This is a genomic window from Allobosea sp. GW821-FHT10B12, assembly GCF_059415545.1.
This window is the reverse complement of the sequence record NZ_JBWKNL010000002.1, coordinates 90926-106711: the sequence shown is the minus strand read 5'-3', so window position 1 is coordinate 106711 and position 15786 is coordinate 90926. Positions and strand designations below refer to the sequence as shown.

The 15786-nt window shown below is 67.5% G+C and carries 15 protein-coding genes; 4 read left to right on the top strand and 11 right to left on the bottom strand.

All coding sequences use genetic code 11. The features are described 5' to 3' along the window. Positions 1 to 14: 14 nt before the first annotated feature. The 4 genes from scpB to AC07O0_RS05750 all read right to left on the bottom strand — a co-directional run bounded on the left by scpB (position 15) and on the right by AC07O0_RS05750 (position 3897). Entirely contained in the window at positions 15 to 701 is a 687-nt protein-coding gene (gene scpB / locus AC07O0_RS05765; RefSeq protein WP_494620881.1) for an SMC-Scp complex subunit ScpB, read from the bottom strand. Between the two features lie 7 nt (positions 702 to 708). Then, on the bottom strand, positions 709 to 1527 hold the full coding sequence (locus tag AC07O0_RS05760) for a segregation and condensation protein A (protein WP_494620878.1): 819 nt from the start codon (positions 1525 to 1527) through the stop codon (positions 709 to 711). A gap of 68 nt (positions 1528 to 1595) precedes the next feature. Continuing rightward, positions 1596 to 2609, bottom strand: coding sequence for a beta-N-acetylhexosaminidase (nagZ, locus tag AC07O0_RS05755; RefSeq protein WP_494620877.1), 1014 nt, complete (start codon positions 2607 to 2609; stop codon positions 1596 to 1598). Positions 2610 to 2805: 196 nt separating this feature from the next. Further along, complete coding sequence (locus AC07O0_RS05750; protein ID WP_494620875.1) at positions 2806 to 3897, bottom strand: TRAP transporter substrate-binding protein; 1092 nt, start codon at positions 3895 to 3897, stop codon at positions 2806 to 2808. Positions 3898 to 4144: 247 nt separating this feature from the next. Here AC07O0_RS05750 and AC07O0_RS05745 point away from each other — a divergent pair, with 247 nt between their 5' ends. Next, positions 4145 to 4780, top strand: a complete 636-nt coding sequence (locus AC07O0_RS05745) for a dioxygenase family protein (protein ID WP_494620873.1) — start codon at positions 4145 to 4147, stop codon at positions 4778 to 4780. Further along, entirely contained in the window at positions 4770 to 5441 is a 672-nt protein-coding gene (locus AC07O0_RS05740; protein ID WP_494620871.1) for a dioxygenase family protein, read from the top strand. The genes AC07O0_RS05745 and AC07O0_RS05740 overlap by 11 nt, the downstream gene beginning before the upstream one ends. Here AC07O0_RS05740 and AC07O0_RS05735 read toward each other — a convergent pair. The 4 genes from AC07O0_RS05735 to AC07O0_RS05720 form a co-directional block, all read right to left on the bottom strand. After that, a complete protein-coding gene (locus AC07O0_RS05735; RefSeq protein ID WP_494620869.1) occupies positions 5438 to 6376 on the bottom strand; it encodes an arginase family protein in 939 nt (312 codons plus the stop codon). The genes AC07O0_RS05740 and AC07O0_RS05735 overlap by 4 nt on opposite strands. A 162-nt stretch (positions 6377 to 6538) precedes the next feature. Beyond that, positions 6539 to 8155, bottom strand: a complete 1617-nt coding sequence (locus AC07O0_RS05730; RefSeq protein WP_494620867.1) for an SPOR domain-containing protein — start codon at positions 8153 to 8155, stop codon at positions 6539 to 6541. A 187-nt stretch (positions 8156 to 8342) separates the two neighbouring features. Further along, complete coding sequence (gene argS / locus AC07O0_RS05725; protein WP_494620865.1) at positions 8343 to 10109, bottom strand: arginine--tRNA ligase; 1767 nt, start codon at positions 10107 to 10109, stop codon at positions 8343 to 8345. Between the two features lie 36 nt (positions 10110 to 10145). Next, on the bottom strand, positions 10146 to 11387 hold the full coding sequence (locus AC07O0_RS05720) for a deoxyguanosinetriphosphate triphosphohydrolase (protein ID WP_494620863.1): 1242 nt from the start codon (positions 11385 to 11387) through the stop codon (positions 10146 to 10148). Positions 11388 to 11473: 86 nt separating this feature from the next. Between AC07O0_RS05720 and AC07O0_RS05715 the strand changes: the two genes are divergently transcribed. Further along, positions 11474 to 11824 (top strand): HesB/IscA family protein, encoded by a 351-nt coding sequence (locus AC07O0_RS05715; protein ID WP_494620861.1) that lies wholly within the window; start codon positions 11474 to 11476, stop codon positions 11822 to 11824. A 7-nt stretch (positions 11825 to 11831) separates the two neighbouring features. Here the strand turns inward: AC07O0_RS05715 and AC07O0_RS05710 are convergent, their stop codons facing one another. The 3 genes from AC07O0_RS05710 to AC07O0_RS05700 all read right to left on the bottom strand — a co-directional run bounded on the left by AC07O0_RS05710 (position 11832) and on the right by AC07O0_RS05700 (position 14476). Next, a complete protein-coding gene (locus AC07O0_RS05710; RefSeq protein ID WP_494620859.1) occupies positions 11832 to 12866 on the bottom strand; it encodes an HD-GYP domain-containing protein in 1035 nt (344 codons plus the stop codon). A gap of 107 nt (positions 12867 to 12973) precedes the next feature. Next, positions 12974 to 13651, bottom strand: a complete 678-nt coding sequence (locus tag AC07O0_RS05705) for an HPP family protein (protein ID WP_494620857.1) — start codon at positions 13649 to 13651, stop codon at positions 12974 to 12976. Between the two features lie 213 nt (positions 13652 to 13864). Beyond that, complete coding sequence (locus AC07O0_RS05700; protein WP_494620855.1) at positions 13865 to 14476, bottom strand: cold-shock protein; 612 nt, start codon at positions 14474 to 14476, stop codon at positions 13865 to 13867. Between the two features lie 189 nt (positions 14477 to 14665). On the opposite strand from AC07O0_RS05700, the gene AC07O0_RS05695 reads away from it, so the two are divergent. Further along, positions 14666 to 15784: a mandelate racemase/muconate lactonizing enzyme family protein gene (locus AC07O0_RS05695; protein WP_494620853.1), complete on the top strand. Its 1119-nt coding sequence runs from the start codon at positions 14666 to 14668 to the stop codon at positions 15782 to 15784. Positions 15785 to 15786: the final 2 nt, after the last annotated feature.

Sequence of the window (15786 nt, the reverse complement as noted above, 5' to 3'; positions counted from 1 at the left end):
TCGCCTGCGCTGTGCTAGCTGGCGTCGCCGTCGTCAAGCGGCGTGAACAGGTCGCCGAGCGGGTCTTCGTCGTCGCGCAAGCCCGGATCGTCGTCCGGCACCGGCACGGTGAGGTCCTTGGCCAGGCGCCCTTCGATGAAGCCCGCACCCTTCAACTCCTCCAGCCCCGGCAGGTCGTCGATGCGGTCGAGCCCGAAATGGTCGAGAAAGGCCGGCGTGGTTCCGAAGGTCACCGGCCGTCCGGGCGAGCGCCGCCGGCCGCGCAGGCGCACCCAGCCCGCCTCGAGCAAGATGTCGAGCGTGCCCTTAGCGGTGGCGACGCCGCGGATTTCCTCAATCTCGGCCCGCGTCACCGGCTGATGGTAGGCGATGATGGCGAGCGTCTCCAGGGCGGCGCGCGAGAGCTTGCGCGGCGGCTCGGCCTCGGGTGCCAGCAGGTAGGCGAGATCGGGCGCAGTGCGGAAGGCATAGCCGCCGGCGACACGATGCAGCGTCACTCCGCGCAGCGCATAGGTCTGCTGCAATTCGGCGATCACCCGCTCGATCGGCACATTGGCCGGCAGCGATTTCGCCAGATCTTCGGCCGAGAGTGGCTGCACCGAGGCGAACAGCAGCGCCTCGGCGATGCGGCAGGCGCGCGCCAGCGCCTCGTCGGCATCCCAGGCTTCCTCGTCCTCGCGCTCGGCTTCGGCCACGGCCATCAGCGCCTCACAGGCCGAGCGTCGGCGGCCGCGCCGAGCGGCGGCGGACATAGAGCGGCGCGAAGGCGCCGTCCTGGCGCAGGTCGAGCACGCCCTCGCGCACCATCTCAAGCATGGCCGAGAGCGAGGAGGCACGCACCGTCGCGGACATGGTCTCAGCTGGCAACCCGTGGCTGCGCATGTAGCGGGTGAGGTAGCCGTCGATCGCCGTCCATTCGCCGGCCTCGCCGACCAGCCGCGCCAGCGCCTCGCGCGCCTCGGCCAACGAGAGCACCTGGCGTTGGCCGACGCTCATCGGCTGGCGGATGCGCTTCTGGCGCTGCTGTGCATAGGCCGCCAGGAGATCGTAGAGTTCGGCCTCCCAGATCGGCCGCCCCTCGAAGGCAATCACCTCCGGCGCGCCGCGGGCGAAGACGTCGCGGCCGAGCCGCTCGCGCGTGGCGAGCCGTTGCGCCGCGGCGCGGATCGTCTCCAGCCGTTTCAGGCGCAGCGCCAGTGCGGTGGCGAGATCGGCTGCGCTCGGCTCCTCGCCCTTGGGCGGCTCCGGCAGCAGCATCCGCGATTTGAGGTAAGCGAGCCAGGCCGCCATGACGAGATAATCGGCGGCGAGTTCCAGTCGCAGCGCCCGCGCCGTCTCGATGAAGGACAGATACTGCTCGGCCAGCGCAAGGATGGAGATACGGGCGAGATCGACCTTCTGGCGGCGGGCAAGGTCGAGCAGCAGGTCGAGCGGCCCCTCATAGCCGTCGACGTCGATCACGAGCGACGGCTCGCCGGTCGCGCGCTCCGGCGTGCCGTCCTCCTGGAATGGCAGCTCAGCGGCCATCGATGGCCAATTCCCCATGTCCTGCCCCGCCCGTCGGGCGAGGCCGCAACCCCGGGGAGAGAATCAGCCTAACCGCCGCTCAAAGCAAGGGCGCTGGCAAGCTGCGCGCGGGTGCTGTCCACATCGAGCGGCTCGGGCTCGTGCCTGATGCGCGCCAGCGCCATCGCGGCGCGGCGGGCGCGGTGGCCGGTCATCGCAGGGACAGCGCCCGCGACCGCGACCATTTCCTCCATGATGCCATGGCAGTGCAGCACCAGGTCGACGCCGGCCCGGATCGCCGCCCTCGTCTTTTCCTCGAATGAGCCGGACAAGGCCTTCATCGAGATGTCGTCGGTCATGATCAGCCCGTCATAGCCGAGTTCGCCGCGCATGATCTCGCGCACGATCTTCCGCGAGATCGTCGCCGGCCGGCGCTTGTCGAGCGCGGTGAAGACGACATGCGCCGTCATCGCCAGCGGCATGTCGGCGAGGTGCCGGAACGGCCGGAAATCATGGGCGCGCAATTCGTCGAGGCTCGCTTCGACCACCGGCAGGTCGTGATGGCTGTCCGCCTTGGCCCTGCCATGGCCGGGCATGTGCTTGATCACCGGCAATACGCCGCCGGCCAAAAGCCCCTCGGCCGCCGCCCGGCCGAGCGTCGCCACCATGGCGGGATCGCGCGCATAGGCCCGGTTGCCGATCACGTCATGGCTGCCGGCGATCGGCACGTCGAGCACCGGCAGGCAATCGACATCGATGCCGACGCTTTTGAGGTCATGCGCCATCAATCGCGCCGAGAGCCTGACGATCTCGCGCTGCTGCACGGGGTCGTTGATCGCGAGGAAGGCCAGCGCCGGCGGATAAGGCGGCCAATGCGGCGGGCCCATGCGCTGGACCCGGCCGCCCTCCTGATCGATCAGGATCGGCGCATGCCAGCCGACGCAATCGCGCATCTGCGCCGTCAGCGCAGCGACTTGCGCCGGATCCTGCGTGTTGCGCTTGAACAGGATGAAGCCCCAGGGCCGGGCGTCGCGGAAGAACGCCCGCTCGTCGGGGGTCAGGCTCGTGCCGAGGCAGCCGGCGATGAAAGCGCGCGAGGTCATGGCGCCGTTATCGCCGATTCGGGGGCGTGCCGCATTGCGCCATTGCGAGCTCGCCCTTGCCGTCATGGTCGGGCTTGTCCCGACCATCCACGTCTTCGTTCGGCGAATGCGGTACTCAAGACGTGGATGCTCGCCACAAGGGCGAGCATGACGAACTGGAACAGCGTCCGGTTACGAATCCCGGGCTATGCTGCGATCACCGTAGCGACTGCGACGCCTGCGCGTTGAACGCATCGAACGGCAATTCCGCGACGCGGAACCAGAGCTGCTCCTTCTTCCAGTACGGCAGGAAGGAATCCCACAGCGTCTTGAAGTTCGGGTTCTTCGCTGCCTGGTCGGCATAGAGGGCGAAGGCCTCCTTGAATGCTGCCTGCATCACATCCTGCGGGAAGGCGCGCAGCTCCGCGCCGGAGGCGATTAGGCGCAGCAGCGCGTCCGGGTTGCCATGGTCGTATTTCGCCATGCACAGCGCATTCGCCTCGGCGCAGGCCGATTCCACGATGGCACGGTAATGCGCCGGCAGCCCGTTCCACTTCTCCTGGTTGGCGATGAAGCTGACATTGGCGCAGCCTTCCCAGAAGCCGGGATAGTAATAGTACTTCGCCACCTTCACGAAGCCGAGCTTCTCGTCGTCATAGGGCCCGGAGAACTCGGCCGCATCGATCGTGCCGCGCTCCAGCGCCGGATAGATATCGCCGCCGCCGAGCGTCTGCGGCACAACGCCGAGCTTGGCCATGATCTGGCCGCCGAGGCCGGCGATGCGGAACTTCAGTCCCTGCAGGTCCGCAGCACTCTTGATCTCCTTGCGGAACCAGCCACCCATCTGGGCCCCGGTATTGCCGGAAGGAATCGTGTGCACGCCGAACTTCTTCATCAGGTCGCGGCAGAGCTCCAATCCGCCGCCCTGATAGAGCCAGGCGTTCTGCTGGCGGGTGTTGAGGCCGAAGGGCAGCGAGGTCTCGAAGGCGAAGGCGGTGTCCTTGCCGATATAGAAGCTCGACAGCGTGTGGCTGCACTCGACCGTGCCGTTCTGTACCGCATCGAGCGCCTGCAGCGCCGGCACGATCTCGCCGGCAGCGAAGGTCTGGATCTGGAAATTGCCGTCGGTCGCCTCGGCGACGCGCTTGGCGACCTGGGTCGAGATGCCGAACAGCGTGTCGAGACTCTTCGGATAGCTCGAGGTCAGGCGCCAGCTGATTTTCGGGTTGGTCTGCGCGATCGCCGGCGCGGCGATGGTCGCGGCGGCGGCCCCGGCGGCGGTCGTCTTGATCAGCTTGCGGCGGTCCATGGTGTTTCCTCTGAGAAGTTTTGAGCCTTCGGCATCTTGCATGCGGGCAGAGCCGCCGAGATCGCCCGAAGCTATCCGCACGGTCGTGATGGTAGAACCGCGCCGCCGGCGGGCCGGCATGCGCCCGAGGCAGGGCTGGCGGCCAGTTTGTCGGGCTCGCGCAGGTGATCCAGCCCAGTTTCGATGGGGGCTTGCAGAACCGTCCGCGAAGCGCTTCAATCAATCATCTAGTTCATAGGATGATATCGTGTCCGAGCGCCCGAACCTGCCTCTTCCGGCGACCAATGAGGATACGTGCGGCCCCTATTATCCGATCCCGTTCTGCGACGAGGATCGCATGGACCTGGTCCAGCCCCATTCCGCTCTGGTCTACCGGGCGGCCGGCCGACCGATCGTCCTGCGCGGGCGCTTCCTCGACCTCTATGGCGATCTCGCGACTGGCGTCCTCGTCGAGTTCTGGCAAGCCAACGCCGCCGGCGTCTATCGGACACCCGCGAATGCCGGCCATCCCGATCTCGATCCCTGGTTCGACGGCTATGCGCGCTGCCGCGCCAATGACGGCCGTTTCGAGTTGCGCACGGTGATGCCGGGACGAAGCCTCGCCGGCGGGATCAGGCGCGCGCCCAACATCACCCTGACCCTGTTCTCGGACGGGATCTCCCGCATCGTCACGCAGATCTTCTTTGCCGACGAGCCCGGCAATGACGAGGATCCGCTGCTGCTCGCCCTGCCCCAGCCTCAGCGCGAGCGCCTGGTCGCACGCCATGACGGGCGCCGCAGCGATGGCTCCGAGGTCTACGCGATCGACATCGTCATGGCTGGCGAGCGCGAGACACCCTTCTTCGACGATCTCTCGAAGGGAGACAGCCAGCATGGACGCTGACGGCAGGCGCCTGGCGATCGGGCCGACGGACAACACCTCGCACCAACGCACGCCGCGTGAGGTGCTGCGGCCGATTCCGGAAGCGGCCCGCGAATCCTTCGCCCCCTATCTGCGCGTCCCGCCTGGTCTTCGCCCGCACGATCTCGACATGACGCGGCTCGGCCGCGACATGCCTCGCGCCGAAGGCACGCCGATCGAGGTCGCCGGCACTGTCACGGACGAGAACGGACGGCCATTGCGGGGCGTCCTGCTGGAGATCTGGAACGCCAACACCCATGGCCGCTACGCCCATGTCGAGGACCATTCCGGTCTGAAGCTCGATCCCTATTTTCTCGGCCTCGGCCGGGTGCTCACCGATGACGCCGGCAACTACCGTTTCTGGACGATCGAGCCGGGAGCCTATCTGGCCCGGCCCGATATCGGCCGCTGGCGGCCCAAGCACATCCATCTCTCGCTGCGCGGCGGCGGCGCGAGGCTGATCACCCAGATGTATTTCGCCGGCGACCCGCACAATGACCGCGACCCGATGCGGATCCTGATGGGCGACGCCTTCGAACGGAACATCGGCAGGCCATACGCGCCGGGCCATGACGAAGTCGCGGCCGGCTATCGCTTCGACATCGTCGTCGGCGGGCGCAACGCCACCATGTTCGAGGACTAGCGCCCGGCCCCGGCGCCATTGGCGAGCAGGCCCGCGCCCAGCATTGCGAGACGGCACACGGTGCGCAAGCCGAGGCCGCCGATATCCTCCTCCGGCACGAACTCGACGATGTTGAAGCCGATGATCGGCGCGCGCGCCGCGACGCCGTTCAGGAGGTCAACCACGTCACCATAGCCAAGGCCGCCCGGCGCCCGCCCGAGCACGCCGGGCACCACCGACGGGTCGAGGCCGTCGACATCGAAGCAGACCACGACCGGCCTGCCGTCAGGTACGCATCGGACCGCGTGCCCGATCCCCTTCTCCCTGAGCGTGCGCATGTCGACGAGCTGCGCCCCCGCCGCGCGCGCCTCGCTCACGTCAGCTTCGCGCGCGCTGCCGATGCCGCGGGCGCCGACCTGCACGATCGCCTTGACGCCGGCGAGCTCGGATGCGCGCCGCATCGTGCTCGACAAGCCGAAGCGCTCGCCCTCGACCTCCTCGCGCCAGTCGATATGAGCGTCGATCTGCAGGATGGTGATTTCGCCCAGCGCGGCGAAGGCGGCCAGCACCGGAATCTGCACGCTGTCATCGCCCCCGAGCAGCAAAGGCGCAGCGCCACGCGCCAGCAGGGTCGTGTAGACGGTTTCGATCCGCGCCCGGTTCCCGGCGAAATCGCCCGGGTCGAAAGCGATCTCGCCGCAATCCACCAGGGTCTGCTCCGACCAGGCCTGCGCCCGGCCGAGATCGAAATCATAGTGCTCCCGGCGCGCAGCCTGCCTCGCGCTCGCCTGGCGGATGGCTGCCGGCGCAGAGGCACTGTGAAGGCCGCCCGACGGATAGGGTGTCGCGCCGGGAATGCCGATCACCGCGACCGCGCCACGCGGCACGGCCTCGAAGTCGGTGGCTTCGGAACCGAGAAAGGTCTCGTGGGCACGGGACGTCGAGTCGCGAGGCATGACGAGCAAACCGGAGAGCTGAATGAGAATCCGTTCAGCCTGCCCGCCGCGCCGCCTGTGGACAAGCCAAGAGATCGCCGCAGTGATCGGCGACGCACGCGCCGAACGAAAACACCGGCCGCGAAAGTCGCGGCCGGTGTCTGAAACAAGCCTGGTATCGGCTCAGTTCTTGGCGATGAAGCACTGTCCGCCGGCAGCCTGCAGCGCCGAGCACATCGAGCTCGCATCCTCGCGGGAATACGGGCCGACGCGCAGGCGGTAGACCGTCTTGCCACCGGCGAGCTCGGTCTTGCGCACGATCGGGCTCTGGCCATTGAGCTGGTCCGGATATTTGCGCTGCAGCGCCGCGAAGGTGGCGCGCGCCTCGGCCTCGCTGCCCGGAGCGCCGAGCTGGACGGCGAAGCCGCCATTCGGGTCGGCCCGCGGCGCGGTCGCCGCCGGCTCGGCCTGCTGCGGCGCCAGCGCGGCGGTACGGGTGTTGGCCGGCGGCGTCTGCGAAGCCGGCGGGGTTGCCGGCGCGGCGGCGCGCTCCTGCGTCTTCGGCGCCGTGGCCGGCGTTGCCCCCGGCTGCTGCGGCCGCGGCACGGGCTGGGCTTGCGCAACCGGCGCCGTCGTCGCGGCAGGGCGGGTCGACGGAGCCGAGCCGGTCACAATGCCCTGCCCTGCTCCATTGACCGCCGCGCCATTGGTCGGCGCGGGCGTGCCGTCGGGACGAATCGCGACGGTGCGGACCTTGCGCGGCTCGCCGAGACCCGGCACGGCCGGGATCGGGATCAGGCCAGGCTCGGTCGGGGCCAGCCCGGCGGCAGCCGTGTCGGTCGGTGTGATGGCGCCGTTCGAGGCCTGTGTCGGGCGCTGCGCCGCCATTGTGCGCGCGGCCTGCTGTACGTCGACCGGCTGCTCCTCGCGGCTGACAACCTTGGTTTTGTCAGCCGAGGCATCGCCGCTGCGCTCGTAGATCTGCTTGTTCTGGTTCGGGATCTCGGCGCCGCCGGGATTGACCGGAGCGACCTTGGACGGGCCGGTATCGGCCGCGATCACCGGCGGCTGGCCGTTGACGCCGGCCGGGCGCGTGTCGCGGAAGACCATCGCGGCGCCGACACCGCCGATCGCGACCACGGCCAGCGCCGCTGCGGTCAGCAGCCCCTTGCGCGAACGCGGCCGCTGGAAATCGTGAGCCTCGTCCTCGGCAACCTGAGGCTGAGCATCGTAATTCTGGGCACCGTGATAATCATGATCATAGGCCGGGGCATGCTGCTGACCCGCCGCCTCGTCGAGATCGCGCGGCTCTTCTGGGACATAGGCATGCGGCCCATCGCTTTGCATCGCATAGGGCTGCGAGCGCGCCGGGGTCGGAAGCGGTTCAGGCTCGTCGTAATCATGGACCGGAGCCGCGGGCGCCTTGGCGGCCGGCTGCGGAGGTGCGGTCCGGACGGGTTCGGTGCGGCGCAGCAGCGCCTCGAATTCGTCGAGCGCGCCGCGCACATCGGCCGGCGGCGGAGCCGACTGCACCGGCGGCGCGGTGACCAGCGTCGGCTGGAAGCTCGGCTCGGTCCGGTTGGTGGACCAGGACGCGGGCTGCGGTGCAGCTGGGCGCGCCGGCTCGGCGGGGCGACCGGCAAAGAGCTCCTTCAGCGGATCGTCCTGCCCAACGAGGCGGGTCAGCTCCATCAGCGGATCGGAAGCCGCACCCGGCTTCTGCGGCTGGGCCGCTCCGCGCAGCTGACGCTCCAGATCGTCGAGATCGAGGGCGAAACGGTTTCTAGCTGGCTCGCTCATGACATGATCCATTCCAGCGCGCGCCACCATCCATCAAAGGACGACGCCGCAGCGCGGTCAATCTGACGAAAGCTCTAGCCGACCTGCCTTTCGGCACCCGGCCAACGCCGCCTTCGTATCGGACCCGGTGGGCGCTGGCCGGATCGTCCTGATCCGCAAAGCACCCGATGCGCCGGGATGGATCCCGTCAGCGCATCTCCTCCGGCGCCGTCACCCCAACGACCGCCAGCCCGGAAGCAAGGACGCTGCGTACCGCATGCACGAACGCCAATCTTGCCGAGGTCGACTTTCGATCAGTTTGATTAACGAACCGTAATTGCGGCGAGTCTTTGCCCTTGTTCCAGAGGGAATGAAAGGCGCTTGCCAGATCGTGCACGAAGAAGGCGACACGATGAGGCTCATGTGACGAAGCCGCGGCGTCGATCATCCTCGGATAGGCGGCAATCATCTTGACGATGCCGATCTCCGCTTCGTCGGTCAGCAGACCGAGGTCCGCCTGCGCCAGCGCCTGCGGGGACAGGTCGAGATCCGGGAAGGTCTCGGCCGCCTGGCGGAAGATCGAAGCGCAGCGCGCATGCGCGTACTGGACATAGAAGACCGGATTGTCCTTCGACTGCTCGACCACCTTGGCGAGGTCGAAATCCAGCGTCGCATCGTTCTTGCGGAAGATCATCATGAAGCGCACAGCATCGCGGCCGACCTCGTCGATGACCTCGCGTAGCGTGACGAAATCGCCGGAGCGCTTCGACATCCGGACCTGCTCGCCATTGCGCAGCAGCCTGACCAGCTGGCAGAGCTTGACGTCGAGTGCGCCCTCTCCGTTCGTCACCGCCTTCACCGCCGCCTGCATGCGCTTGACGTAGCCGCCATGGTCGGCGCCCCAGACGTCGATCATCTCGGCGAAGCCGCGGGTGAACTTGGAGCGGTGATAGGCGATGTCGTTGGCGAAATAGGTGTAGCTGCCATCCGACTTCAGCAGCGGCCGGTCGACGTCGTCGCCGAATTTGGTGGCGCGGAACAGTGTCTGCTCGCGATCCTCCCAGTCCTCATCCTTCTGGCCCTTGGGCGGTGGCAGCCGGCCCTCATAGACGAGGTCGCGGGCGCGCAGATCCTCGATCGTCTGGTGCACGGCGTTGGAGTTGCCCTCCCTGCCCTGTAGCGAGCGCTCCGAGAAGAACAGGTCATGGACGACGCCGAGCGCGGCGAGATCGTCGCGGATCATCGCCATCATCCCGTCGATCGCCGCCTGGCGCACGAGCTGCAGCCAGTCCCATTCGGGCTTGTCGCGTAGTGACGGGCCGTACTCCTTCGCGAGCGTCTGCCCGACCGAGATCAGGTAGTCGCCGGGATAGAGCCCCTCCGGAATCGCGCCGATATCCTCGCCCAGCGCCTCGCGATAGCGCAGGAAGGCGGAGCGGGCGAGCACGTCGACCTGCGCACCGGCATCGTTGATGTAGTATTCGCGGGTGACGTCGTGCCCGGCGAAGGCGAGCAGGCTCGCCAACGCATCGCCGAACACCGCGCCGCGGCCATGGCCGACATGCATCGGCCCGGTCGGATTGGCCGAGACGTATTCGACGTTGATCCTGGGCTCGCCCTTGGCGGTACCACGGCCATGCTCGGTTCCAGCCAGCACCGCCGACTTCAGAACCTCAGTGAAAACAGCAGGTTGCAGCGTCAGGTTGATGAAGCCAGGCCCCGCGATCTCGGCCTTGAGGACGTCACCGTCCTTGGCCAGCTCGGCGACGATCAGCTCGGCGAGCGCGCGCGGCGCCATGCCGGCTTCCTTGGCCAGCACCATGGCGGCGTTGATCGCAAGGTCGCCATGGGCCGGATCCTTGGTCGGCTCGACCACGACGCGCGCCAGCGACAGCCCGGCCGGGATGCGGCCGGCCTCTGCCAATCCGGTCAGGATGGCGGCGAGGCGTGTGGAGAAAGTCTCGAAAATGTTCATGACGACCAAAGATGCATAGGGAAAGCGGGCCAGCGCCTATCGCAGCGACGGGGTGGCGTCAAACAGGCGTCGGTGCTCGTCGAGTGCGTACCAGTCGGTCATGCCGGCAATGTAGTCGGCGATTCGCCGCGCCCGTCTGCTTTCGTCCATCGCCTCGCAGCCGGCGGCCCATTCGGCCGGCATCGCCTCAGGCGTCGCGCTGAATTTGGCGAACAGGTCACGGACGACGTCGGCCGCCTCCTTGCGGATCACGCCGATGCGCGGATGGCGATACATGTTCGGATAGAGGAAACCCTTGATCGCCTTGTCGGCTGCGACGATCGTCGGCGAGAAGGCGACGACCGGCGCGCCGGCACGCCTGATCGCGTCGGCATCCACCGGCGCCAGTGCCGCGATTCGGGCCTCGGATTCGCGGATCACATCCTCGACGAAGCGCGTGATCACCCGGCGCACCAACTCGTTGGTCGCGCGCGGGCGCTCCAGCCCCGGATGCAAAGTGTCGATCTCGTCGAGCAACCCGGCCAGGAACGGCACCACCCGCAATTCCTGAAGATCGAACAACCCGGCACGCAGGCCGTCATCGATGTCATGGGCGTTGTAGGCGATGTCGTCGGCGAGCGCGGCGACCTGCGCCTCGGCCGAGGCGTGGCTGTCCAGCCAGAGATCCTGCTTCTCCTGGTATTCGAGAATCGCCACCGGAATGCCGGTCTTGGCGTAGCGCTCGGTCGGCTTGCCAGCTGCGGTCAGCAGTGGGCCATTGTGCTTGACCAGCCCCTCCAGCGTCTCCCAGATCAGGTTGAGCCCGTCGAAGCCGGCATAGCGCCGCTCGAGCCGGGTCACGATCCGCAGCGTCTGGGCGTTATGGTCGAAGCCGCCGAAGCCGGCCATGCACTCGTCGAGCGCATCCTCGCCGGTATGGCCGAAGGGCGTGTGGCCGAGGTCATGTGCCAGCGCCAGCGCCTCGGCCAGGTCCTCGTCGAGCCCCAGTGCCCGGGCTAGCGCGCGGGCGATCTGCGCCACCTCGATCGTATGGGTCAGGCGGGTGCGGAAATGGTCGCCCTCATGCGAGACGAAGACCTGGGTCTTGTGCTTCAGCCGGCGGAAGGCCGTCGAATGGATGATGCGGTCGCGATCGCGCTGGAAGGGGTTGCGTGTCGCCGACCCCGGCTCCTCGACCAGCCGGCCACGGCTCGTCGCGGTCCGGCAGGCATAAGGTGCGCGCCAGCGATCGCCGGGGTCGCGGTCCACTGCAGGGGCGGTATCGTGTGCGTGCGGCATGGCAGCCCCGTGGGCAAGCGCGGCTTGAAGGCCCGCCATGTGGGCATTACCTTTGCAAAGGAGGCAGGAGCAAGGATGTTCTGCGCATGACCATGGCGATCGAGGCCAATCCGCACGCGATCTCGCTGACCGACAAGGCGGCGAGCCGGATCGTCGCGGTGATGGCGAACGAAGCTCCCGGCGCGATGCTGCGCGTCAGCGTCGCCGGCGGCGGCTGCTCGGGCTTCCAGTACGTCTTCGATATCGACCGCGAGAAGGCGCCCGGGGATCTCGTGCTGGAGCGCGACGGCGCGACGGTGCTGATCGACGAAACCTCGCTCGAATTGCTCGACGGTTCGACCATCGATTTCGTCGACGATCTCGTCGGCCAGTCGTTCAAGATCATCAATCCGAACGCCACCAGCTCCTGTGGCTGCGGAACGTCCTTCGCGCTCTGAAGCAGCGTCAACCGGACAGCACCACCGGCCTGAAGGCCCGCAACAGGTCGGCGTCGAGCTTGGCGCCCATGCCGACCAGCACGGCATAGGCCTCTTCGGGCTCCATCGGCGCCTTGTAGGAGCGTCGCTCGATCAGCGCAGCATAGATGTCGCAGATCGTGATCATCCGCACGATGTCCGAGATGTCGTCCGCCTTCAGCCCGCGCGGATAGCCCGATCCGTCGAGATATTCGTGATGGCTGCGCGTCGCCTCGACGACTTCGCGGGCGAAGGCGCCTTGCCGCAGCAGCATCTCATAGCCGATCTGCGGATGCTCGCGCACGATCGCGAACTCCTCCGCCGTCAGCTTGCCGCGCTTGTGCAGGATCGCGAGGGGCACGCGCGCCTTGCCGATGTCGTGCAGCACCGCGGCGCTGGTCACCAGCTGGCGTGCTTCCTCGGGAAAACCGAGCGCGCGGGCGAAGGCGGCGGCGAGACCGGCGACCAGCAGGCAGTGCTGATAGGTGGCGTCGTCATGGTTCCAGACCATGTCGAGCCAGGCGCCGAGATCGCGATCGTCGGCGGCACGATTGATCGCCTCGACACTGCCTTCGATCGCCGCCACCGGCAGAGGCTGCCCTTCGGTGGCGGCCGAGAGCATGTCGGCCATCGCAGCGGATGCGGCGACGAAATGCTGCTGTATCGGAGCCTGCCCCTCCGGATTGAGGATGCGGCCGATCTCGTCGAGGAGGATTTTGGCCGGAAGATCCGCCGGCAGGATCGCGCTCGCGCCGATCGCGTTGGCCTGGATCTTCAGGCGCGGAGACTGATCGCGCAGCAGGCAGAGATAGGGCATGCCCTTGCGCCTGCGCTCGCTCAGCCGATCGCGGACGGCCTCGACCGAAGCGCGTTGGGACAGATCGACGTCACTGACGAGCAGCCGTGTCGGCACCGGCCCGCCCCGTGCCGGACGATGCAGGTCGACGACATTGCAAGGCCCCCACAGCGACAGCAGCCGCTCGAGCTTCACGCTCTGCTCAGGGCGGTCAGTGATCAGCAGCACGGCAATCGGCATATCCTCATAACGAGGACACCCTAGCCGCAGGTCCCTTTAGGTCAGATAAAAGCGAATCGCTCAAATTCGCCGTTTCCCTTCAGAAACGGCGAAGATCACGAGCTCCGTGCCTGCCGGCGCATCGCGCTCGCCTCGGCATATTGCAGCAGCCGGTCGAGATCCTCGCGGGCGATGTCGAAGGAATCGCCCATCTGCGCCAGCGCCTCGTCGATATCGGGCGCGCTGAACATCGCCGGCACCGCGGCCTGCGGAATGACCTGGCCGGCCGGCGGCGGCCGATGCGGATAGCTGCGTCGCGTCAGGGCATGGAATGCGACGCCGAGCGCGACAAGCGAGAGCGAGCACAGCCCGATCGGCACGAACGGGAACATCAGCCCCCATTTCATCACCGCCGGGCCGCCGAGCACCGCCGTGAGCGCGACGGCTCCGCCCGGCGGGTGCAGCGAGCGCGTCAGCGACATGATCGCAATGGCGAGCGCGACCGCGAGCGCCGCGGCGATCGTCAGGTCCGGCACGACCCAGCCGACGGCAAGTCCGACGAAGGCCGAGATCACATTGCCACCGACCACCGGCCAGGGCTGCGCCAGCGGGCTCGCCGGCACGGCGAAGATCAGCACCGCTGAAGCGCCGATCGGCGCCACGACCAATGGCGAGTGCGTCGGAAACACGTATCCGGCCGCCGCAGTGAGCGCGATCGCGGCGAAGACGCCGGCACAGGCGGCTGCACGCTCGGTCAGTGTCGCGCCGGCGAGGATCGGATGGAACAGCTTCACGGCCGGCTCTCCGGGCAGCTCGCCGACCGGCCGGCCGAACGGGACACGCCCACATCAATCTCGGGCCGCCTCTATAATAGGCATTACGCACAATTCAACGGCAAAATCCGCAATTCACGATCTATATCGTGAATTACCTCAGCCGCCTCACGCAAATATCAGGGGCACAACGAAAAAAGGCGCCAGAAGGCGCCTTTCCGGAGAATGTTCTTCTCAGTGCGAGCTGGGAGGTCCACCCTGCTCGAAGCGGACTTCGGCAGCCATCAACCCCTTGGGCCCCGGGCCATAGCGCACCAGAACGGTCTGTCCCGGGATGAGCTCGACGATGCCGTAGCGGCGCAGCGTCTCCATGTGGACGAAGATGTCCGGAGCGCCCTCGCCGGCTGAGACGAAACCGAAGCCGCGCAGGCGGTTGAACCACTTCACCACCATCCGCTCGAGCCCGCTCGTCGGCGTCACCGTCGCATTGGTGCGTGGCATCGGCATCTCGGCCGGATGACGCGCCGCCGAAGTGTCGATCGAAAGCACGCGGATGGCCTGGCGGCCGCGGGCCTTGGCAATCGCCTCGAGCACGATGCGCGCGCCTTCGGCAATGGCGTGGAAGCCGTCGCGCTTCAGGATGGTGACATGGACCAGGACATCGCTGCCGCCATCCTGGGGCACGACGAAGCCATAGCCCTTGCTCACATCGAACCATTTGACGTGGCCGGTGATCTCGACCACCTGCTCGGCTGCAACCTCAGGCCCGTCCAGTCGCACGACCCGGTTGAGCGATTGCAGCGGGCCGACCGCTGGCCTGCCTCCGTCGCCGTATTCGTCGGACATGTCCCGCTCATCTCCGCCGCGAAACGTGATTCGTGACGTGACGATAGCACCCCGGCGGAGTCGGGAAACAGCCGCATCCGGCTCATCCACATCATCAGCATGCACAAAACGCGTTAAGGCCGATGAAAACTGCGCCTTGTCGCTCCCGCGCATCAGGCTGATGATCGGCTGCAGAGTCGGAGAGCAGCCATGCGCATCGCCCGTATCGAGCCCTTCATCCTCCATATCCCGGTCACCGGCGGCTCGATCGCCGATTCGACCCACCGGATCAGCCATTGGGGCGTGGTCGGCACCACGATCGTCACCGAGGACGGGCTCGTCGGCTATGGCTTCACCGGCACCCATGCCGATCTCGCCTCCGACCGGCTGATTACGTCGTGCATCCGCGATTGCTACGCACCACTGCTCGCCGGCGAGGACGCGTCCGAACATTCGCGGCTCTGGCTGAAGCTCGCCCGCCATCCCGCTTTGCAATGGGTCGGCCGCGCCGGCATCACCCAGCTGGCGCTCGCCGCCGTCGACGTCGCGCTCTGGGACCTCAAGGCCAAGAAGGCCGGCGTGCCGCTCTGGCATCTGCTCGGCGGCGCCAGCAAGGCCAAGCTCGAAGCCTACAACACCGATATCGGCTGGCTCTCGATCCCGAAGGACGAGTTGGTCGAGGGCGCGCGCATGGCGGTCGAGCGCGACGGCTTCCACCGCATCAAGATCAAGGTCGGCCATGCCGACCCGATGACCGATATCGGCCGGCTCGAGGCGGTGCGCCGCGCCATCGGCGACCATGTCACGATGGCGATCGACGGCAATGGCAAATGGGATCTGCCGACCTGCAAGCGCTTCTGCGCCCGCGCCGAGGGGCTCGACATCTTCTGGTTCGAGGAGCCGCTCTGGTACGACGACATCGGCTCGCATGCCGAGCTCGCCCGCTCGACCGCGATTCCGGTCGCGCTCGGCGAGCAGCTCTATACCGTCGACGCCTTCCGCGCCTTCGTGCAGGCCGGCGCGATCCACTATGCCCAGCCCGATGTCACCCGCCTCGGCGGCATCACCGAATACATCCAGGTGGCGGAGCTGGCGCTAGCCCATCGCCTGCCGGTCGCGCCCCATGCCGGCGAGATGAGCCAGGTGCACGTCCACCTGTCCTACTGGCATCCGGCGACACCGGTGCTCGAATACATCCCCTGGATCAAGGACGCCTTCGCGGAACCGGCCAATGTCGCCGATGGTTGTTTCCGTAGACCGGAACAGCCCGGCGCCGGCACCACGCCGACGAAGGACGCCTTCGCCCGCTTCGCCAAACCGCTGGCCTGAAG